We start from the raw sequence: 19576 nt of genomic DNA, 5'->3' as shown, positions 1-19576 counted from the left end.
GCCGTCGCGGTCACGACACGGCGATTCGTGCGTAAGGCGGGGAAGGTCAGCGCGTTGGCGGTGGTTTGAGAAGCCTGCATGTTAGCGTGGCCGCCCTGTATTCGACGGCGCAAAAGGCAGACAACGCGTCGCTACGGGCAGCTTTATGGGCGAAAGATCAACAGCGAGATGCACACGGTGGTCACAAATCCGATCAGCAATTCCATCTCGTCCTCCAGAAAAGGGTGCGAGCGGTAGCTGGCTGGTCGTGAAACTGGCTTGCTGTCGGCGATAAAGCGCTCGGTTTTTTGAGCGTTGTTGCGGCGCGCGTCTCTGCAGGCTGGAAACGTACGCCACGGAAAAATCAGGCAGCCTTGCGCTCGTAGAACGTCAGGGGTACCACGTGCGGCACGGCGACGACCGGGTGAGCGTGGTGATGCGTCACGCCACAGCGGCTTGCACAAACACCGCTTTGCGCCATCACGTCGCGAACGGATTCTTCGCACTTGCCGCAGCAGGTCGCGACGCCAAGCTCGAACTGCAGCTCGTCGAAAGAGTCCATGCCTTCCGCAATGGAGGCGCGAATCGTACGGTCGGAGACGGACTTGCACACGCAGACAATCATGATGGAGCGCAATAGAGAGAGTTAATGCGAATTATTATCATTATGTTTGGCCCGTTTGGCAAGCATGCAGTCGGAATTTTTGTAACAAAACCGGATGCTTAGCAGGGATTTTGCTCTGGATCAGCGATGCGGCGCAGCGGGGCGCGATCGCGCAGGCCCGTGGCAGGCGGGCCTAAGACGGGGCCAGAAGGCGAAAGACGGGTGTAAGAATGGGGCCGTATCGAGCGGCTTTTTTTGCGGTGCTGCGCAGTGTGGTGTTCAGGCCGCGCTGGATTCGAGTTCGCGGGTGCGGCGCGAGGGAATCTGGATACGTTCGACCGGCGCATCGATGTTGAGCAGCGCCGCCGCGAGCGCGCGCAGGTGTGCGCCGTCGCTGGTCGAGCAGAACCGGACATCGGCGGGAGATTCGACATGGGCCGCCGTTGCGCGCAGACCATGCTGATCGAGCACGCGTTCGAGCTGACGGGCGATGGCCACGCTCGTATCCACGAGCGTCATGCGCTCGCCGACGATCGAGCGGATCGCGGCGTCAAGGAACGGGTAGTGCGTGCAGCCGAGCACCAGCGTGTCCGCGCCGGCGTCGAGCATCGGCTGGACGTAGCCGCGCAGCAGCGCGACCAGCTCCGGCGAGTCGATGTCGCAGCGTTCGACCGCCTCCACGAGACCGTGGCCCGGCTGGCACAGCACGCGCAGGTCGTCGGCGTGACGCTCGACGAGCGCCTGGAAGCGCGCACTGCGCAGCGTCACCTGGGTGGCGAGCACGCCCGCGACACGCGACTTCGACAACTGCGCCGCCGGCTTCACGCCCGGCTCCACGCCCACCAGCGGGATCGGCAGACGCGCGCGCACGAACTCGATCGACTGCGCCGTGGCCGTGTTGCAGGCCACCACCAGCGCCTTCGCGCCCTGCGCCACCAGCCATTCGCCAATCGCGAGCGTGCGGTCGGCGATAAAGTCGTCGTCGCGCTGGCCATAGGGCGCATAACGCGAATCGGCCACGTAGACAACCCGTTCCGCGGGCAAATGCGCGCGCACGGCGCGCAGCACCGAAAGGCCGCCCAGCCCGGAATCGAAAATACCGATGGGCGCGGCGCAATGGGGAGCCGGATGGTTCACGTGAGTCGAGGAGCGAGAAAGAATAATTCGGTGCTGCGTTGGCGGGCCGCACCCGCGGGCGCGCGGGGCACGGCCACTACAGCAATCAGAATCAGGATTCTACCGAACCCATCATGGTCTGCTGGTAATTCTGGATGCCGACCTTGTCGATCAGATCGATCTGCGTTTCGAGCCAGTCGATGTGTTCTTCGGTGTCGTCGAGAATCTTCGTGAAGATCTCACGCGAAACGAAATCACGCACCGATTCGCAATAAGCGATCGCTTCCTTGCAGGTGCCCTGGGAGATGTACTCGAGCTTCAGATCGCATTCGAGCACTTCCTTGGTTTCTTCGCCGATCAGCAGCTTGTGCAGGTCTTGCAGATTGGGCAGGCCGTCGAGCATGAAAATGCGTTCGATGAGCCAGTCGGCGTGACGCATTTCGCCAATCGACTCGTCATATTCGTGCTTGCCGAGCTTTTCCAGGCCCCAGTGCTTGTACATCCGCGCGTGCAGGAAGTACTGGTTAATCGCCGTCAGTTCGTTCTTGAGCTGCGCGTTCAGATATTCGATGACTTTCTTGTCGCCTTGCATAATTTTTTCCTTCCTTGTGGGGGCGGGCAGGTTTTAACACTGGGTTCAAACAATAAACGCTCAATTCGCAAAAGCCAAGGCCGAATCTGCGCAAAAATGCGGAAAAATCAGCCATTTGCTGCGTGCTGAGAATTAGTCTCAGTACGCTTCGCGTTAACCAGCGTTAATCAAAGAAAAACCGGGGCGCGGGGCCCCGGTTTTCTAGTTCGGCGTTGCTGCTGCCTCGCGATTATCTCGCATCTTGTATTTCAATCCGATGCATCAAGCCGTCGCAACCGGAATCTTGCCGATCTTCGCCTGCCATTCGGCGGGGCCGGTCTTGTGCACCGAGGTGCCCGACGAATCGACCGCAACCGTCACCGGCATGTCCTGGACGTCGAACTCGTAGATCGCTTCCATGCCGAGGTCTTCGAACGCCACGACCTTCGAGCCACGGATCGCCTTCGACACGAGGTAAGCGGCGCCGCCCACGGCCATCAGGTACGCAGCCTTGTGCTTCTTGATGGCGTCGATTGCGACCGGACCGCGCTCGGCCTTGCCCACCATCGAGATCAGGCCCGTTTGCGAGAGCATCAGATCGGTGAACTTGTCCATGCGGGTGGCAGTGGTGGGGCCTGCCGGGCCAACCACTTCGTCGCGCACCGGATCGACCGGGCCAACGTAATAAATCACGCGGTTCTTGAAGTCCACCGGCAGCTTTTCGCCCTTGGCGAGCATGTCGGCGATGCGCTTGTGCGCGGCGTCGCGCCCCGTGAGCATCTTGCCCGAGAGCAGCAGCGTCTGGCCCGGCGTCCACGAAGCGACTTCTTCCGGCGTGAGCGTATTCAGATCGACGCGCTTGCTGGTTTCCGTGTTCGGTTCCCAGTTGACCTTCGGCCATGCGTCGAGCGAGGGCGCTTCGAGCTTTGCCGGGCCCGAGCCGTCCAGCACGAAGTGCGCGTGGCGCGTGGCGGCGCAGTTCGGGATCATCGCGACGGGCTTGGAAGCCGCGTGCGTGGGCGCTGCGTGAATCTTCACGTCGAGCACGGTTGCGAGACCGCCCAGACCCTGCGCGCCGATACCTAGCGCGTTGACCTTCTCGTGCAGTTCCACGCGCAGCTCTTCGATCCAGTCCTTCGGACCGCGCTTGATGATGTCCTGAATGTCGATGGACTCCATCAGCGATTCCTTCGCCATCAGCATCGCCTTTTCAGCGGTGCCGCCGATGCCGATGCCCAGCATGCCCGGCGGGCACCAGCCTGCGCCCATCGTCGGCACGGTCTTGAGCACCCAGTCGACGATCGAGTCGGACGGGTTGAGCATGACGAACTTCGACTTGTTTTCCGAGCCGCCGCCCTTGGCCGCCACCTGAACGTCGACCTTGTCGCCCGGCACGATCTCGTAGTGGATCACGGCCGGCGTGTTGTCCTTGGTGTTCTTGCGGCCGCCTTCGGGCGGCGAAACGATCGACGCGCGCAGGACGTTGTCCGGGTTCAGGTAACCGCGGCGCACGCCTTCGTTGATCATGTCGGTGACGCCCATCGTCGCGCCGTCCCAACGCACATCCATGCCGACCTTCACGAAGATCGTGACGATGCCGGTATCCTGGCAGATCGGGCGGCGGCCTTCGGCGCACATGCGGCTGTTGGTGAGGATCTGCGCGATCGCGTCTTTCGCGGCCGGGCTTTCCTCCAGCTCATAGGCGCGACCCAGCGCCTCGATGTAGTCCTGCGGATGGTAGTAGCTGATGTACTGGAGCGAATCCGCGATGCTCTGGATCAGGTCTTCCTGCTTGATGACGGTCATGGCTAGCTTCTTTGGGGACGGGGTGATTCGAATCGTGGAATTTTTTGTTTTGACCAGGCGCCGGTTTCGGTCTGTGTAACTCCGGCTTTAATCTGCTTCGGCGACCTCGCGCGCCGGCACCGGATGGCGCGCGGCGAGATCGTGATAATGCTCGGGATGCGTATGCGTGGTGAGGCGGTCGATCCAGGCCATCACCAGCGCGGAGAGCAGGAACGCAACGTGAATGGCCACTTGCCAGATCACCGTGCGCTCGGACACTGCGTCCGGATTGATGAAGGTTTTCAGCAGATGAATCGACGAAATGCTGATGAGCGCCATCGCGAGCTTCACCTTCAGCACGCCGGCGTTCACGTGATCGAGCCATTCGGGCTCGTCGGGATGGCCTTCCAGTCCCATGCGCGAGACAAAGGTCTCGTAGCCGCCAACGATCACCATGATGAGCAGATTGGAAATCATCACCACGTCGATCAGGCCGAGCACGGCAAGCATGATGCTCGTTTCGTCGAGCGACATGGCGTGGGTGACGAGGTGCCAGACTTCCTTGACGAAGAGCACGCAGTAGACCGTCTGGGCGACGATCAGGCCCAGGTAAAGCGGCACCTGGAGCCAGCGGCTCATGAAGATGACGCTGGGCAGCACGCCCATGCGGCGGCGGGAAGGTGCTGCGGTCGACTTGGGGCGTGCGGCGGACATGGGCGTTTCACGTAGGGCGGAAATCGGGCAGGGTCCACGCGGCGCCGGGCGCGCCGCGCCGAGTCTGCCGGATTCCTGCAGGCTCGCGCCGTTCGCGCCGCAGCTCCGCAGGGGCCGGGCGGGCGCTATTGTAACGCGTCGGCGCGACACTTCGCCGCGATCCGGACAGCGAAGCTTTCAGGGTCATTGCATCGGCGGATGACGCTGGCTCACGACGCGACGGGCGGCAGGCGTTTCGTCTTGAGGCTGGCGAGCGCGATGCCCGCGATCACGCAGGCGAGCGCGACGCCATGCGCGGGCGTGGGCCGCTCGCCCAGAAACACCATGCCGTAGACGGCGGCGGCTACCGGCAGCACAGCCGTGAACACGCCCGCGATGCTGCCCGGCACGTGCCGGATGCCCATCATCCACAACACGAAGGAGAACACGCTGGCCGACAGCCCGTACCACAGCACAAGGCCCCAGATACCCGCGGGCACGCTCGCATAGTCGAACGAGAAGGCGCCAGACAAACCAACCGGCAGCATCAGCAGAAAGCCGAACAGATGGGTGTACGCGCAGATTTCCAGCGGCGCGAGCGTTTGCGTGAGACGGCGCGAGAGGATCACGTACAGCGATTCGCAGCAGACCGCGCCCAGCACCATCAGATTGCCGGTGAAGGAAGCGGGATTCGCTTCTGCATTGGCGCCTGCGTCCGCATGCGCCAGATTGATTACGGCGATGCCGACGATCGCCAGCGCAATCGACGCGAAAGCGCGCGCATCGGGCCGCTCGCGCAGGAACAGCCACGAGAACAGGGCGACCACGGCGGGAATCGTACTGGTGATGACGCCCGCGGCGACGGCGCTGGTGCGATGCACGCCGCCCAGCATCAGCAGGGTAAACCCAAATGTGCCGAACAGCGCCTGAAGGAACAGATTGACCCATTCCCCGCGCTTGACGCGGCGCATGCGGGCAAGGCGCAGCAGGGGCCAGAGCACGGCCAGCGCGATCACGAAACGCAGCAGCGCGAACAGCTCAACGGGCAAAAACGCAACGATCGTTTTGCCGATGCCGACATTGCTGCCCACAAGCAGCATGGCGGCGACGAGAAAAAGTGAATGACGGTTCAAGCTGGAATCCTGGCGCTCAGATCAGTTAGCATTCTAAATGGGCGTTTAAGAGGTCGCTATCGATGATCGGCGCATCATCGGCGCACCGGCGTCGGCGCGCTGCGTAAGTAGCAGGTAAGTTGCGCCGCTTAATCTTGAACCGATGGACACGTGCGCGAGTCCATTCGGAACGCAGCAAAGAACCGCAGCAAAAAACGCCGCAGGCGCTCGAACACAGAGAGCGCGGCGGCACACAGGAGACGGCGCGCGCAGGCATCGCAGATGCGGCGCGTGTCCACGAGTTTGACGTTTCATCTTCACCAAGGGGTTGTCGATGTCTGCGATTGAATCGGTTCTTCAGGAACATCGTGTATTTGCGCCGACCGCGCAAACGGTAGCAAACGCGACGGTGTCCGGCATGGACGCCTACAAGGCGCTCGTCGCCGAAGCCGAAGGCGATTACGAAGGTTTCTGGGCGCGTCTCGCACGCGAAACGCTGAGCTGGCAAAAGCCCTTCACGAAGGTGCTCGACGAGTCGAAGGCACCGTTCTACACCTGGTTCGAAGACGGCGAGCTCAACGCCTCGTACAACAGCCTGGACCGCCACGTCGAAGCCGGCAACGGCGAGCGCGTCGCGATCATCTTCGAAGCCGACGACGGCAGCGTCACCAACATCACGTATAAGGATCTGCTCGCGCGCGTCTCGCGCTTCGCCAATGCGCTCAAGCAGCGCGGCGTGAAGAAGGGCGACCGCGTGGTCATCTATATGCCGATGTCGGTGGAAGGCGTGGTGGCGATGCAGGCCTGCGCGCGCATCGGCGCGACGCACTCGGTGGTGTTCGGCGGCTTCTCGTCGAAGTCGCTCAACGAACGCATGGTTGACGTGGGCGCGGTCGCGCTCATCACCGCCGACGAACAGATGCGCGGCGGCAAGGCCCTGCCGCTCAAGAATATCGCCGACGAAGCCCTCGCCATGGGCGGCTGCGACGCCGTGAAAACCGTGATCGTCTACCAGCGCACGGGCGGCAAGGTCGCGTGGCACGAAGGCCGCGACTATTGGATGCACGAAGTGTCGGCGGCGGAAAGCGACACTTGCGCGCCGGAACCGGTGGGCGCGGAGCATCCGCTCTTCATCCTCTACACGTCGGGCTCGACCGGCAAACCGAAGGGCGTGCAGCACAGCACGGGCGGCTATCTGCTGTGGGCCGCGCAGACCATGAAGTGGACCTTCGACTACAAGTCCAACGACGTGTTCTGGTGTACGGCCGATATCGGCTGGATCACGGGTCATAGCTATATTGCTTACGGGCCGCTCACGATCGGCGCCACGCAGGTGGTGTTCGAAGGCGTGCCCACCTTCCCGAACGCGGGCCGCTTCTGGGACATGATCCAGAAGCACAAGGTCACGCTGTTCTATACGGCGCCCACGGCAATCCGCTCGCTCATCAAGGCCTCGGAAGCCGATGCGAAGGTTCACCCGAAGAGCTACGACCTGTCGTCGCTGCGCATCCTGGGCACGGTCGGCGAGCCGATCAATCCCGAAGCGTGGATCTGGTACTACGAGAACGTGGGCAACAAGCGCTGCCCGATCGTCGATACGTGGTGGCAGACGGAAACCGGCGGCCACATGATCACGCCGCTGCCGGGCGCCACGCCCCTCGTGCCGGGCTCGTGCACGCTGCCGCTGCCGGGCATCATGGCGGCGATCGTCGACGAAACCGGCCAGGACGTGCCAAACGGGCAGGGCGGCATTCTGGTCGTCAAGCGTCCGTGGCCGGCCATGATCCGCAACGTCTGGGGCCAGCCGGAGCGCTACAAGTCGGGCTACTTCCCGGAAGAACTGGGCGGCAAGCTGTATCTGGCCGGTGATGGCAGCGTGCGCGACAAGCAAAGCGGCTACTTCACCATCATGGGCCGCATCGACGACGTGCTGAACGTTTCGGGTCACCGCCTGGGCACGATGGAAATCGAGTCGGCGCTGGTGGCGAATCCGCTGGTGGCGGAAGCCGCCGTAGTGGGCCGCCCCGACGACACGACCGGCGAAGCCGTGGTGGCCTTCGTGGTGCTCAAGGCCAACCGCCCGCAAGGCGATGACGCCGTGAAGCTCGCCAACGAATTGCGCGCGTGGGTCGGCAAGGAAATCGGTCCGATCGCCAAGCCCAAGGACATCCGCTTCGGCGAGAACCTGCCGAAGACGCGCTCGGGCAAGATCATGCGCCGCCTGCTGCGCTCACTCGCGAAGGGCGAGGCCATCACGCAGGACGTTTCGACGCTGGAGAACCCGGCGATTCTCGATCAACTCGGCGAATCGCTTTAAGCCGGGCTTCACGCTGGTTCATGGACGCCGCGCTTTGCGCGGCGTTTTTACTTCGGCTCTCGAAGTGATCCTCGCATTGCCTAATTGCCGCGCCAGCGCCTTTTTGCTACACAGGCGCATGGCCGCGCCACACACCCAACCGCCGAATAATTTCAATCCCGTGCCCGAGCCGCCGCCGGTGAGCGCGGCCATGGCGCTCGCGCACCGGCGCTACTGGCGCTTTAACCTGGTGCTGATCGGCGTGCTCATGACGATCGGCTTTGCGGTCTCGTTCGTCGCGCCGCTCTTCGCGCGCGCGCTCGAAACCGTGCGCTTCGCCGGCTTCAGCCTGCCGTTTTACATCGGCGCGCAAGGGGCGATTCTGGTCTACGTGCTGCTGGTGGTCATCTACATCGTGCTGATGCAGCGCGCTGACCGCGAACTTCAGGCCGCGCGCGAAGCCGAACAAGCGATCCGCGACGCTCGCCAGGCGCCGCAACCATGAAGCTCGCGCATCGGCTGATACGCTCCTACGCGCTCTATACGCTCGGCTTTCTCGCCTTCGTCTACGTGATGTGGCGCATCGAACGCTTCACCGGCCCCGGCATGTGGATCGGCTACGTGTTCCTGTTCGTGCCGATCGCCGTGTATGCCGTGATCGGCCTGCTTTCGCGCACCTCGGATCTGGTCGAATACTACGTTGCAGGGCGGCGCGTACCGTCGTTCTTCAACGGCATGGCAACCGCCGCCGACTGGCTTTCGGCGGCCTCGTTCATCGGCCTCGCGGGTTCGCTCTACGCGAGCGGCTACGACGGCCTGGCGTACCTGATGGGCTGGACCGGCGGCTACTGCCTGGTGGCTTTCCTGCTTGCGCCATACGTGCGCAAACTCGCGCGCTACACCATTGCGGATTTTCTCGGCACGCGCTTCTCCAGCAACCTCGTGCGCGCGCTGGCCGTGCTCGCGACCATTCTCTGTTCGTTCGTTTATCTCGTCGCGCAGATCCAGGGCGTGGGGCTGATCGCCGTGCGCTTTATCGGCGTGGACTTCGCGATTGGCATCTTCTGCGGACTGGCGGGCATTCTGGTGTGCTCGTTCCTGGGCGGCATGCGCGCCGTCACGTGGACCCAGGTGGCGCAGTACATCATCCTGATCGCGGCGATCCTGATTCCGGTGTCGTTGATCGCGCATCGAGACGGCCTGGGGTGGGTCCCGCAACTCGACTACGGCACGGTGATGCAGCGCGTGGAAACGCTCGAACGTGACGTGCGCGATGCCAGCGCCGAAGCGAATGTGCGCGACGAATTCCGCCTGCGCGCGGCGCTATGGCAATCGCGCCTGGACGCGCTGCCGGGCTCGTACGTGGAAGAGAAAACGCGCCTCATCGAAACGCTCGCGGACCTGCGCCGACACAACGGCCCGCTGCGCGATATCGATTCAGTCGAACGCGACATCGCGCATTTCCCACGCGACGAGCAGGCCGCGCGCGTGGCCTGGACGCAGCAGCGCGACGACCTGCTCGCGCAGGCGACGCCGCCCGTGCCGATGCACGAACCCTTTCCCGCCGAAAGCGACGACGCGCGCCGCATTCACGAGCGCAATTTTCTGTCGCTGCTGCTGTGCCTGTCGCTGGGCACGGCGAGCCTGCCGCACATTCTCACGCGCTACAACACCACGACTTCGGTGGCGTCGGCGCGGCGCTCGGTGGGCTGGACCCTGTTCTTCGTCGCGCTGTTCTATTTGACGGTGCCGGTGCTGGCGGTGCTGATCAAGTTCGAGATCCTTTCGCACCTGGTGGGCCAGTCCATCGACGACCTGCCGCACTGGGTGATGCAATGGCGGCACATCGAGCCGACCATGATTAACATCACCAATATCAACGGCGACGGCATCGTGCGCTGGAGCGATATCCAGATGAAGCCGGATATGGTGGTGCTGGCCGCGCCTGAAATTGCGGGGCTGCCGTATGTGATGTCGGGGCTGATTGCATCGGGGGCGCTGGCGGCGGCGCTATCGACGGCCGATGGTCTGCTGCTGACGATTTCGAATGTGCTTTCGCACGATGTTTATTACCACATGGTCGATCCGAACGCGTCGAGTCAACGGCGCGTGACGATGTCGAAAATTCTGCTACTGGGAGTTGCGCTATTTGCTTCGTGGGTGGCGTCGCTCAATGCGGGGAATATTCTATTTCTGGTGGGCGCGGCGTTTTCTCTGGCGGCTTCGAGTTTATTCCCCGTGCTGGTCCTGGGTGTGTTCTGGAAGCGCACGACGCGGCTGGGCGCGGTAGCGGGGATGGTGGCGGGGCTGGCGGTGTGCGTGTATTACATCGTTTCGACTTATCCGTTCTTTACGCAGCTTACGGGGTTCGAGGGCGCGCGGTGGTGGGGGATCGAGCCGATCAGTTCAGGCGTATTTGGAGTGCCCGCTGGATTTCTGGTGGCGATTGCCGTGAGTCTGGTGGATCGCAAGCCCGATGAATATACCGTCGCGCTGGTGGATTATATTCGGCATCCTTAATATTTTAAGTATCGATATTCGATACCGGCGGTGGTGGTTTTTGAGCATTCTTATCGGGACGGGCAGGGGGCGGCTTGGCGCGCAAGAATGCGCTTATTGCAGTCTGCCTGGTGAGCTTCCCGATGATTCCTCTTGCTCTGGATGTGGCGGCCCAACTCGAAGTCGGCGACCTGATTTTTATTCGCGTCACGGCGAGGCCTTTTCTCGAAGTGTCCGCGGCCACGGGATGCTGGAGCAATCACGTTGGAATCGTGGTCGATACGTCGGGTGCCGAGCCGATCATTGCGGAGAGTACGTTTCCTTTATCGCGGTACACGAGCTTGCGGCGTTTCGTCGGGCGGTCGGAGGCTGCGCGGTTTGCTGTTTATCGGCTTGTGGGTGGCGCGCTGGAGTCGCGGCACGCGCACATTCGTCGCGCGGCGGGGCGGCGGATTGGCGTGCTTTACGACACGGGCTTCAATCTGCGGTCTTCGCGGCAGTTCTGTTCGCGGTTCGTACGCGAAGTGCTGGCCGAAGCGGTAGGGGTGGAGATCGGCCGCGTGCAGACCTTCGACGAACTGTATGCGCGGCAGCCGCAAGCCCGGCTGGCGTTCTGGCGGCTGTGGTTCTTCGGGCGGATTCCGTGGGCGCGGGAGACGGTTACGCCAGCGAGTCTGCTCGATAGCGCACGGGTGCGGCTGGTGCTGGAGGCGCGTTGAAGCGCCGATTTCCCCTTCCGCCAGAACCCTGCTATAATGCGCCTCCCGCAGGAGAGATGGATGAGTGGTTTAAGTCGCACGCCTGGAAAGCGTGTATAGGTTAATAACCTATCCGGGGTTCGAATCCCCGTCTCTCCGCCACGAATGCTCTGAAGGCCCCGCACAATCGCGTAGATTGGCGGGGCTTTTGGTTTTGGGCTACCGCCAGGTGCTTCGCGTTGATTGTGGCGGCACGACCATCCCGTGCGGCCGCCGCGATCGATGCGCAGACATCGATCCGCGACTTCGGCGTCACACAAATGGCGCGCGAGCCTCGCGCGCCATTCCCACATCGCCTTAAAGCGCCGCGCGAATCCGCTGCGCGACCGCCTCCAGTTCCGCCTTGTCTGCCATATCGCGCGCGTGCATGCGCAACTCCTCGCCCTTGCGGCGCGGGATCAAATGAAAGTGCACGTGCGGCACCGTCTGTCCCGCGGCCGCGCCGTTGAACTGCGCGATTGTCAGGCCGTCGGGCTTGAGCGCCTGACGCAACGCCACCGCCATCTTCTGCACCATCGCCATCGCGGCGGCCACGGCCTCGGATGACAGCTCGTAGATTTCCTCAGCGCCTTCCTTCGGCAGCACTAGCACGTGGCCCTCGGATTGGGGCATCACGTCCATGATCGCGACGGCTGCGTCGTTTTCGCAGAGCTTGATGGAGGGAATCTCGCCGCGCAGCAGCTTGGCGAAGATGTTGTTGTCGTCGTAGGCCATGAAGTCCTCGTGGTCGTGAGCGCTGCCGTCGGTGCATATGCACCCGCTTTATTTTCAGCAACGTGCTTAAAAAAGGGCGCGGTTTTGCAGGCCCGCCTGGCAAGCGCTGCAACCGCAGCGCCCGATTATCGCCGAGAGCCGGGCGAAGCTGTCCGTGTTGCTGCACGTTTTTTGAAGCGGGTGCATCATAGAGTTTCTCGCAGCGCGCGCGACGAAAATTGTCTGATACGGAGCAACACGTATGGCAACGACCGATCTCGAAGCAGCCCATTCCGCCCGCGAGGCCACTGGCTCGGGGGCCTGGCGGTTCGCGTCCCAACTATTGGCACGCGCCGATGTGATCTTCAACGGCCCGCGACCTTGGGACATGCAGATCCATGACCCGCAGGTGCCCGAACGCGTCCTGGCGTTCGGCAATCTGGGCCTTGGCGAGTCCTATATGGACGAGCAGTGGGACTGCGAGCAGCTCGACGAATTCTTCGCGCACGTCCTGCACGCTCACCTCGACGACGACATCGATCCTTCGCGCCTCGTTTTCCATGCGCTCAAGGCGCGCCTCATGAATCGCCAGACCGTACGCCGGGCGTGGAAGGTCGGCCAGCAGCACTACGACATCGGCAACGCTTTTTACGAGGCGATGCTCGACAAGCGCATGACGTACACCTGCGGCTACTGGTCGGGCGGTGCGAAGACGCTGGACGAGGCGCAGGAAGCCAAGCTCGATTTGATCTGCAGAAAGTTGGGCCTCGAACCCGGCATGCGTCTGCTGGACATCGGCTGCGGCTGGGGCAGTCTTATGAAGTTCGCCGCGCAAAACTACGGTGTTTCATGCGTCGGTGTAACGATTTCGAAAGAGCAGGCGGCGCTGGGCGCCGCAAGTTGCGAAGGCCTGCCGGTGGAATTTCGTCTGCAGGATTACCGGCTGCTCGACGAGAAGTTCGACCGCATCGCCAGTGTGGGCATGTTCGAGCACGTCGGGCCGAAGAATTACCGCACCTATATGGAAGTGGCGCATCGTTGTCTGGACGACGAAGGCCTTTTCCTGCTGCATACGATCGGCAAGAATCGTCGCGACACGACGCCCGATCCGTGGATCGACAAATACATATTCCCGAATGGCGAATTGCCCACGATTGGCCAGGTTGCGGACGCTTCGGGCGGTCTTTTCGTGACCGAAGACCTGCATAATTTCGGCGCCGATTACGACCGCACCTTAATGGCGTGGCACGCCAATTTTGAAGCCGCGTGGCCGCGTTTCGAAGCGGAAATGGGGCGCCGTTTCTATCGCATGTGGCGTTACTATCTGCTTTCGTGCGCCGGCGCATTCCGCGCGCGCGATATTCAATTGTGGCAATTTGTATTATCGAAAAACGGGCTGCCCGGTGGTTATCGTCGGCCGTGAATTGGCGGCCAACGCACTTTAGCCCATAAAAAAGGCTGCGAGCGCATCAAGCGCCGCAGCCTTTCTTTTTGATGCCCGCGTTCAGCGCATCACGGCGGCGACCGTCGCGATACCCAATATCGTCATTAGCACCGACGCGCAAACGTGAATTGCGATTTCTCCGGCAGCCCAGCCGAGGCGCCCGTTCTGCAGATGCGCGACCACCTCAGCGGAGAATGTCGAGAAGGTCGAGAGGCCGCCCATGCAGCCCGTGATGACGAACAGGCGCCACTGGGGCGAGACATCCGGAAGGCGCGCAAATGCCGCGAGCGCGACGCCGATGATATAGCCCGCGATGATGTTCGAGGCGAGCGTGCCAAGCGGCAGCGAAGGGAACAGGGCGTTCAGGCGCAGACCGAGCACCCAGCGCAGCAGCGAACCGAGCGCGCCGCCAATGCCGACGGCGAGGATGGACAGATACATAATCGGGAGTCGTTGTAGGTGCAATGAAAGCCAGGCCGCCCGATTGCGTTCAATCGAAAGCGGCCCGAATTCGACTCCGGAGTTTAGCACCCTGTTTTGCAGGCCAGGGCGCGCCCTTCAGGCGAGACCGCCGTTGGCGCGCAACGTTTGTCCATCTACCCAGCCGCTATCCGGTCCGGCGAGGAACGACACGACCGAGGCGATATCTTCGGGCTGGCCGAGCCGCTCCAGCGGCGGCAAGCTCGCGAAGTGGCGGATCTGCTCTTCGGTTTTGCCTTTGAGGAAGAGGGCCGTGGCGACCGGTCCAGGCGCCACGGCATTCACCGTGATGGCGCGCCCGCGCAATTCCTTCGCGAACACGCGCGTGAGCGCTTCGACCGCACCTTTGGTGGCGGTGTAGATGCCATAGCCCGGCAGATTGAGTGCGAGCACCGTGGTCGAGAAGTTGATGATGCGTCCGCCGTTGGCGAGCTTCGTCGCGGCCTCGCGCATCGTGTTGAGGGTGCCACGCACGTTGATATCGAACATTTCGTCGTAGAGCGCGTCGGTCGATTCGGCGACGGTCGCCAGCTTCATGATGCCCGCATTGTTGACGAGCACTGCAGGCTGGCCGAGTCGCTCGAGCGTGGTGTCGAACAGATCGCGCACTTCGGCAGACTTCGCGATATTGGCTTTCACGGCGATGGCGCGGCCGCCTTCGCGCGCGATCTGCGCGACCGATGCTTCGGCCTCCTGTGCACTGGAGGCGTAGTTGACGACAACAGGGTGGCCGTCGCGCGCGAGGCGCAGCGCAACTGCCGCGCCAATGCCGCGCGATGCGCCGGTGACGATGGCGACGCCGCGGGAAGGGGAAGTGTTCATGATCGGGCTCCGTTCGTTCAGGAATAAGTAAAGCGGGAACGGGCTCGATCATGAAGGAAATCGCGCCCCGGATCATTGCCTGGGCGCGGGCTTCATCATTCCATTTCGATTAACAATCGAAGGGAGCGGCGAAAGCCGGGAGGACCTCAATAAGCGATGCAGACCGATTTCGTCTCCGTATAGGAATCGATGATGGCCCGACCGTGTTCGCGGCCGATACCCGATGCCTTGAAGCCGCCAAACGGCAGCGCCGGGTCCACCATATTGTGCGTGTTGACCCAGACGGTGCCGGCCTCGACGGCATCGACCACGCGCAGTGCGCGATCGAGCTGGTTGGTCCATACGCTCGCGCCCAGACCGTATTCGGAGGCGTTGGCCGCAGCGATGGCCTCTTCGACATCGTCGTAGGGCATGGCCACGAGCACCGGCCCGAACACCTCTTCGCGCACTACGGTGAGCGGTTTGTTGGCGGCGTTGGCGACTACGGTCGGCTCGACGAAGAAGCCGGCGCGATTGCCGTTGCCGCCGCCCGCGACGATTTCGCCGCCTTCGTTGCGACCCTGGGCGATCATGCCTGCCACCTTGTCGCGATGGCGTGCGGACACGAGCGGCCCCATCTGCGTGGCCGCGTCGAAGCCGGAGCCCAGCACGGTGTTGCGCGCGACCTGGGCGATGCCCTCGACGATTTCGTCGAAGCGCGCACGCGGCAGATAGAGGCGCGAGCCTGCGGTGCAGACCTGGCCGTGATTGAAGAAGATCGCGCCCGCTGCGCCCTCGATGGCGCGCTGCGGATCGCAGTCGTCAAGCACGATCACGGGGCTTTTGCCGCCCAGTTCGAGCGAGACGCGCTTGAGATCGTCGGCGCACTGGCGGCCGATGATGCGGCCGACTTCCGTCGAGCCGGTGAAGGTGACTTTGTCGATGCCCGGATGGCGCACCAGCGCCGCGCCCGCCGTTTCTCCCTGCCCCGTGACGACGTTGAAGACGCCCGGCGGAAAGCCCGCTTCGTGCGCGAGTTCGGCCAGGCGAATCGCGGTGAGCGGCGTTTCCTCGGCGGGTTTGAGCACGACGGTGCAGCCGCAGGCGAGCGCGGGTGCGATTTTCCACACGGCCATCAGCAGCGGGAAATTCCACGGCACGATTGCGGCGACCACACCGGCGGGCACGCGGCGCGTCGATGCGTTGTAGCGCACGCCGGGCGGAAACGCGAGCGAGAGATCGACCGTGCTGCCTTCGATCTTGGTCGCCCAGCCCGCCATATAGCGCAGCCATTGCACGCTGCCGCCCACTTCGAGCATCTTCGAGAAACCGAGCAGCTTGCCCTGGTTGAGTGTTTCAAGCGCGGCGAGTTCGTCGCCGTTGCGCTCGATCAGGTCGGCGAGCTTGAGCAGCAGATGCTCGCGCGCCGCGGGCGGCAGGCGTCGCCATGAATCGGCCGCGAAGGCGCGGCGCGCGGCCTGCACGGCGGCGTCTACATCGGCGTTGGCGGCGTCCGGAACCTGGGCGATTTCGGCGCCGGTGGCCGGATCGAACACGGCGAAGGTGCGATTGTCGGCGCTCGCGCAGAAGCGGCCATCGACGAACATCTGCGTGCGGATTGTATGCGTGAAGTCCTGGCGGTCCATTGCGTCTCCTGATGGGTGTGTCGGGATAATTAGTTAATGAGCGGAAGTCGATTCGCGACCGGTGCGGGCATCTGGCGGTTGCGGCGCGCCATCTGTGCCGACGCGCAAGCGAAATTGAGCGCGGCCGCGCCTAAAAACAGCATATAAAAGCCCTGGCCGAAGCCCCACGAAGTCGTGGAGAACGTTGCGCCCGCAAGCATGCCGAGGTGATGCGCGACGCCAGGACAAGCGCCTTGCGTGGCGTGGTCAGCGCGATCGTTGCGCAGCAAGGTGGGAAGCGTGAGCGCATCGAGCACGGCGAAAGCGGGGGCGCAGTACAGCGACCACGACGAGAACGCGTCTAGCGTGAGCGCCGCGAGCAGTGCGCCGCGTAGCGAGAACAGAAACAGCAAGGCGCGGCGACGCTCGATTCGTTGAAGCCACACGGCGCTTCCAGTTGCAACGCCGAGCGATAACAGCAGATGAGAGAGTGAAAATGGCTCTGCGCCGCAAAGGGCGAAAAGCTGGAAGCGCGCAAGCACGCCACTCGACATACCCGCAAGCAGCGCGGCGCCGATCAGCGTGCCGTTGCCTGGCCGCTTAAAGTCAATCCGGCGCGTGAGTGACAGTGAAACCGATAAGGCATGCGAATCAAATAGGCGCACTGCCATCAGTATGACAAAGCCCGCAAGTACGAACGGCAACGCAAGCAGCGTTGCGTCCGCGCGCGCCTGCGTTGCCGCAAAGCTCATCGCGCCCATCGTCAGCACGAGCGCAGCGGCGCAGGGCAGCGTCGCTTGCGCGCCGAAGCGTCGTGCGAACATCGGCGGCAGCAACGCCATCGCCAGCAGCGCAACGGCGCTCGCGGCGAAAGCAGCGGCATGCGCGCCGCCGTGCATCGCAACCAGCATGATGCCTGCCGCTAGCGCCGCCGCGCCGCCCGTTACTGCGCACCAGAATGCCGCCGCGCGCCGCATGATGTGCCTTTACTTCTTGCTGCCGCAGCACGACGGCGCGGCATCGGGCGCACCATCCTGCACGCTGTGCGGATCGCGGCCGCCCGGCAGATCCATCGCCGGATTGCCGTAGAAGAAGTTATTCGGCTTGAGCATGAAGCCGGCGTACTCCACGGGCATCACCGGGAAATCTTCGGGCTTGCACACATGCGTGTGGCCGAAGCTGTGCCACAGCACGATATCTTCGTTTTCCACGTTGCGGTTCGCTTCGATATAACGCGGCAGACCGTCGCCGCCCGCGTGCTGGTTCGGGTAGTCGCCGCTTGCGTAGCGCTGCGTCGTGTCATAGGGCGTGACCCACACGTGACGCGTCGCGAACCCGCCGCGCTGGCGCACCTTCGAATCCGGATCGGCCAGCATCAGCGGCGAATCGTTGATGATGAGCTTGTAGCCGGGGTTCGCGCCCACGCGATTCTTCACGTTCGGATTGACCACTTTCCAGAAGCGGCCGGTCTGGCCATTGGCGTTGCGTGCGGCTTCCTGCTCGGTCTTGAGCACGCGTTTGGTGGTGTCGAACACGTTGCCGTAGGGATTGTCGCCGCCCATCGGACGCGGCACGAATTCGTGTTCCGTGACCGAGTTCTTTTCGCCGTCCACCATCATGTGCAGACGCGCGTTGAAGAAGTGCTGATGCGTCGGGCCGCCAAGATTCTCGGTCACCATGCCACCCCACGGATACGTATCGCCATCGGCGACTGCCGAGGTCTGCACGATGCCCGTGAGCTTGCATTCGAGCTGGATCGTGCCGTCCTGATAGAAGTACCAGTAAAAGCCGTAGTCGTAATTGCCGACGGTCGCGAAGAACGAGATCACGAGGCGGCGCGAGCGACGCATTTCAAACACGCCGGTGCGGAATTCGTAGTGCTTCCAGAGCGTGCCGTAATCCTCTTCGTGCAGGCACACGGCGTTCTTCATCGTGAAGCTGTTGCCGAAATCGTCGGCTGACGGAATGTCGAAATAGCGGATCGTGCCCAGACAATCGCAGCCCAGTTCGAGCTGGTTCGCGAGCTTGCCCAGGCCGTATTCGCCCGCGTCGAACGCGCTCTTCCAGTAGTGATTGGTGGTCGGATCGGAGTAGGGCACGCACATCTCCGTCACGCTCGCACGATAGATGATGGGGCGCGGCGCGCTCTTGCCGTCGTCCCAGGTGATCTGGTGCAGCACCAGCCCTTCGCGCGGCGTGAAGCCCACGCGGAATGTCCAGTTCTGCCAGGCAACCTGCCAGCCGTCGATGGTGAAGCTCGGGCCTTCGGGCTGGCTGATCGACAGCGGCTTGACGGTGTCGCGCGGCTGGCCCAGGCTCGGCGTGTCGTAGTTGTGCTTGGCCTTCGGAATCGAAATGATACGGCCGTCATCCACCAGGTCGATCACCTTCTGTTCGAGCAGATCGACCACCGCCACAACGCCCTCGATCGGATGCGCGTAACCGTTGTCGGTCGGGTTCTCGCGGTAGTAGCTCACGCAGCGCACGAGACGGCGGCCGCCTTCGTTCGGGCGATCGAAAGCGCCGGCCGAAAACGGATCGACCTGCACGTTGACGAGATCGGCTTCGGTGAGGCCGCGTTTTTTGACGGCTTCGCGCCACGCCAGGTCTTCCTTGACGATGCGCTCGGCGTTGATGAAGTCTTCGATCATCACAGGCGGCTGGCCGAACGGCGCGCTTTGCAGCGCGAGCGGCGTGCGCGTTTGTACCTTCTTTTCGCGCAGATCGACAATGCATTCGATCGTCTGGCTGCGCGTGCGGTCGATGGCGATCACGAAGGCGCGGCGCGAAAAATATTCGCCCTGTTTCCATGCCACCACTTCGGCTTTCGGCGGCTCCTGCAACTCGGTGACAGGAAAGCGCCCGTATTCGTCGAGCTGCTCGGCGGCCTTCACGATGTCACAGGCGAGCTGCATTTCGGCGAGGCTCAGCGGGTCGAGCGGATGCAAGTTCGGATTCGTGTTCATAAGCGTTTCGTAAGGATGACGTGGGACCGCAAACGATGCGATGAAGCGGCAGGCCCGCAGCCTTTTGAGGCAGGAAATCGGGGGCGATGTCGTGAAGCAATCGTAAAAACGCCATATTTATTTCGCGCTTGCAAAACGCGCCAAAGGGGCGATA

General features: G+C 62.9%; 17 protein-coding genes and 1 tRNA gene. 6 read left to right on the top strand and 12 right to left on the bottom strand.

Annotated elements, in window-relative coordinates:
* Positions 1–343: 343 nt before the first annotated feature.
* The 6 genes from VG320_RS09610 to VG320_RS09585 form a co-directional block, all read right to left on the bottom strand.
* Complete coding sequence (locus VG320_RS09610) at positions 344–604, bottom strand: (2Fe-2S)-binding protein (RefSeq protein WP_103706062.1); 261 nt, start codon at positions 602–604, stop codon at positions 344–346.
* A 258-nt stretch (positions 605–862) separates the two neighbouring features.
* Entirely contained in the window at positions 863–1720 is an 858-nt protein-coding gene (gene murI, locus VG320_RS09605) for a glutamate racemase (protein ID WP_327199879.1), read from the bottom strand.
* A gap of 91 nt (positions 1721–1811) precedes the next feature.
* On the bottom strand, positions 1812–2291 hold the full coding sequence (gene bfr / locus VG320_RS09600) for a bacterioferritin (RefSeq protein WP_103706064.1): 480 nt from the start codon (positions 2289–2291) through the stop codon (positions 1812–1814).
* A gap of 261 nt (positions 2292–2552) precedes the next feature.
* Positions 2553–4076, bottom strand: coding sequence for a fumarate hydratase (locus VG320_RS09595; RefSeq protein WP_327199878.1), 1524 nt, complete (start codon positions 4074–4076; stop codon positions 2553–2555).
* 87 nt (positions 4077–4163) lie between these two features.
* Positions 4164–4769: a TIGR00645 family protein gene (locus VG320_RS09590; RefSeq protein ID WP_327199877.1), complete on the bottom strand. Its 606-nt coding sequence runs from the start codon at positions 4767–4769 to the stop codon at positions 4164–4166.
* A 209-nt stretch (positions 4770–4978) separates the two neighbouring features.
* On the bottom strand, positions 4979–5881 hold the full coding sequence (locus tag VG320_RS09585; RefSeq protein ID WP_327199876.1) for a DMT family transporter: 903 nt from the start codon (positions 5879–5881) through the stop codon (positions 4979–4981).
* A gap of 313 nt (positions 5882–6194) precedes the next feature.
* Here VG320_RS09585 and acs point away from each other — a divergent pair, with 313 nt between their 5' ends.
* The 5 genes from acs to VG320_RS09560 all read left to right on the top strand — a co-directional run bounded on the left by acs (position 6195) and on the right by VG320_RS09560 (position 11515).
* Complete coding sequence (gene acs, locus VG320_RS09580; protein WP_327199875.1) at positions 6195–8177, top strand: acetate--CoA ligase; 1983 nt, start codon at positions 6195–6197, stop codon at positions 8175–8177.
* 118 nt (positions 8178–8295) lie between these two features.
* The gene (locus tag VG320_RS09575) at positions 8296–8661 is read left to right on the top strand and encodes a DUF4212 domain-containing protein (protein WP_327199874.1); all 366 of its coding nucleotides are present in this window, start codon (positions 8296–8298) and stop codon (positions 8659–8661) included.
* Positions 8658–10676 (top strand): VC_2705 family sodium/solute symporter, encoded by a 2019-nt coding sequence (locus tag VG320_RS09570; RefSeq protein WP_327199873.1) that lies wholly within the window; start codon positions 8658–8660, stop codon positions 10674–10676. The genes VG320_RS09575 and VG320_RS09570 overlap by 4 nt, the downstream gene beginning before the upstream one ends.
* Before the next feature lie 74 nt (positions 10677–10750).
* A complete protein-coding gene (locus tag VG320_RS09565; RefSeq protein ID WP_327199872.1) occupies positions 10751–11374 on the top strand; it encodes a YebB family permuted papain-like enzyme in 624 nt (207 codons plus the stop codon).
* A gap of 50 nt (positions 11375–11424) precedes the next feature.
* A tRNA-Ser gene (locus VG320_RS09560) sits at positions 11425–11515 on the top strand.
* Between the two features lie 195 nt (positions 11516–11710).
* Here VG320_RS09560 and VG320_RS09555 read toward each other — a convergent pair.
* Positions 11711–12127, bottom strand: coding sequence for an HIT family protein (locus VG320_RS09555; RefSeq protein WP_327199871.1), 417 nt, complete (start codon positions 12125–12127; stop codon positions 11711–11713).
* 241 nt (positions 12128–12368) lie between these two features.
* Here VG320_RS09555 and cfa point away from each other — a divergent pair, with 241 nt between their 5' ends.
* Entirely contained in the window at positions 12369–13529 is a 1161-nt protein-coding gene (gene cfa / locus VG320_RS09550) for a cyclopropane fatty acyl phospholipid synthase (protein ID WP_327199870.1), read from the top strand.
* An 81-nt stretch (positions 13530–13610) separates the two neighbouring features.
* Here the strand turns inward: cfa and crcB are convergent, their stop codons facing one another.
* The 5 genes from crcB to VG320_RS09525 form a co-directional block, all read right to left on the bottom strand.
* Positions 13611–13991, bottom strand: coding sequence for a fluoride efflux transporter CrcB (gene crcB, locus VG320_RS09545; protein ID WP_167059272.1), 381 nt, complete (start codon positions 13989–13991; stop codon positions 13611–13613).
* 117 nt (positions 13992–14108) lie between these two features.
* Positions 14109–14852 (bottom strand): SDR family oxidoreductase, encoded by a 744-nt coding sequence (locus VG320_RS09540; protein ID WP_327199869.1) that lies wholly within the window; start codon positions 14850–14852, stop codon positions 14109–14111.
* Positions 14853–14998: 146 nt separating this feature from the next.
* Positions 14999–16477 (bottom strand): phenylacetaldehyde dehydrogenase StyD, encoded by a 1479-nt coding sequence (styD, locus tag VG320_RS09535; protein WP_414696006.1) that lies wholly within the window; start codon positions 16475–16477, stop codon positions 14999–15001.
* Between the two features lie 29 nt (positions 16478–16506).
* The gene (locus tag VG320_RS09530) at positions 16507–17433 is read right to left on the bottom strand and encodes a hypothetical protein (protein ID WP_327199868.1); all 927 of its coding nucleotides are present in this window, start codon (positions 17431–17433) and stop codon (positions 16507–16509) included.
* Between the two features lie 9 nt (positions 17434–17442).
* Positions 17443–19422 carry a primary-amine oxidase gene (locus VG320_RS09525; protein WP_327199867.1) on the bottom strand — a complete coding sequence of 660 codons (1980 nt, stop codon included), beginning with the start codon at positions 19420–19422 and terminating at the stop codon, positions 17443–17445.
* Positions 19423–19576 lie beyond the last annotated feature (154 nt).

Source organism: Paraburkholderia sp. (assembly GCF_035948235.1).
Taxonomy (GTDB): domain Bacteria; phylum Pseudomonadota; class Gammaproteobacteria; order Burkholderiales; family Burkholderiaceae; genus Paraburkholderia.
This window is presented reverse-complemented; position numbering and strand designations above follow the sequence as displayed.

What these genes read in the sequence shown, in the direction of transcription:
- bfr (WP_103706064.1), bottom strand. Translation starts at nt 2,291, where the DNA reads ATGCAAGGCGACAAGAAAGTCATCGAATATCTGAACGCGCAGCTCAAG.
- acs (WP_327199875.1), top strand. Translation starts at nt 6,195, where the DNA reads ATGTCTGCGATTGAATCGGTTCTTCAGGAACATCGTGTATTTGCGCCG.
- VG320_RS09595 (WP_327199878.1), bottom strand. Translation starts at nt 4,076, where the DNA reads ATGACCGTCATCAAGCAGGAAGACCTGATCCAGAGCATCGCGGATTCG.
- VG320_RS09530 (WP_327199868.1), bottom strand. Translation starts at nt 17,433, where the DNA reads ATGCGGCGCGCGGCGGCATTCTGGTGCGCAGTAACGGGCGGCGCGGCG.
- styD (WP_414696006.1), bottom strand. Translation starts at nt 16,477, where the DNA reads ATGGACCGCCAGGACTTCACGCATACAATCCGCACGCAGATGTTCGTC.
- VG320_RS09610 (WP_103706062.1), bottom strand. Translation starts at nt 604, where the DNA reads ATGATTGTCTGCGTGTGCAAGTCCGTCTCCGACCGTACGATTCGCGCC.
- VG320_RS09570 (WP_327199873.1), top strand. Translation starts at nt 8,658, where the DNA reads ATGAAGCTCGCGCATCGGCTGATACGCTCCTACGCGCTCTATACGCTC.
- VG320_RS09540 (WP_327199869.1), bottom strand. Translation starts at nt 14,852, where the DNA reads ATGAACACTTCCCCTTCCCGCGGCGTCGCCATCGTCACCGGCGCATCG.
- VG320_RS09525 (WP_327199867.1), bottom strand. Translation starts at nt 19,422, where the DNA reads ATGAACACGAATCCGAACTTGCATCCGCTCGACCCGCTGAGCCTCGCC.
- crcB (WP_167059272.1), bottom strand. Translation starts at nt 13,991, where the DNA reads ATGTATCTGTCCATCCTCGCCGTCGGCATTGGCGGCGCGCTCGGTTCG.
- cfa (WP_327199870.1), top strand. Translation starts at nt 12,369, where the DNA reads ATGGCAACGACCGATCTCGAAGCAGCCCATTCCGCCCGCGAGGCCACT.
- VG320_RS09590 (WP_327199877.1), bottom strand. Translation starts at nt 4,769, where the DNA reads ATGTCCGCCGCACGCCCCAAGTCGACCGCAGCACCTTCCCGCCGCCGC.
- VG320_RS09555 (WP_327199871.1), bottom strand. Translation starts at nt 12,127, where the DNA reads ATGGCCTACGACGACAACAACATCTTCGCCAAGCTGCTGCGCGGCGAG.
- VG320_RS09575 (WP_327199874.1), top strand. Translation starts at nt 8,296, where the DNA reads ATGGCCGCGCCACACACCCAACCGCCGAATAATTTCAATCCCGTGCCC.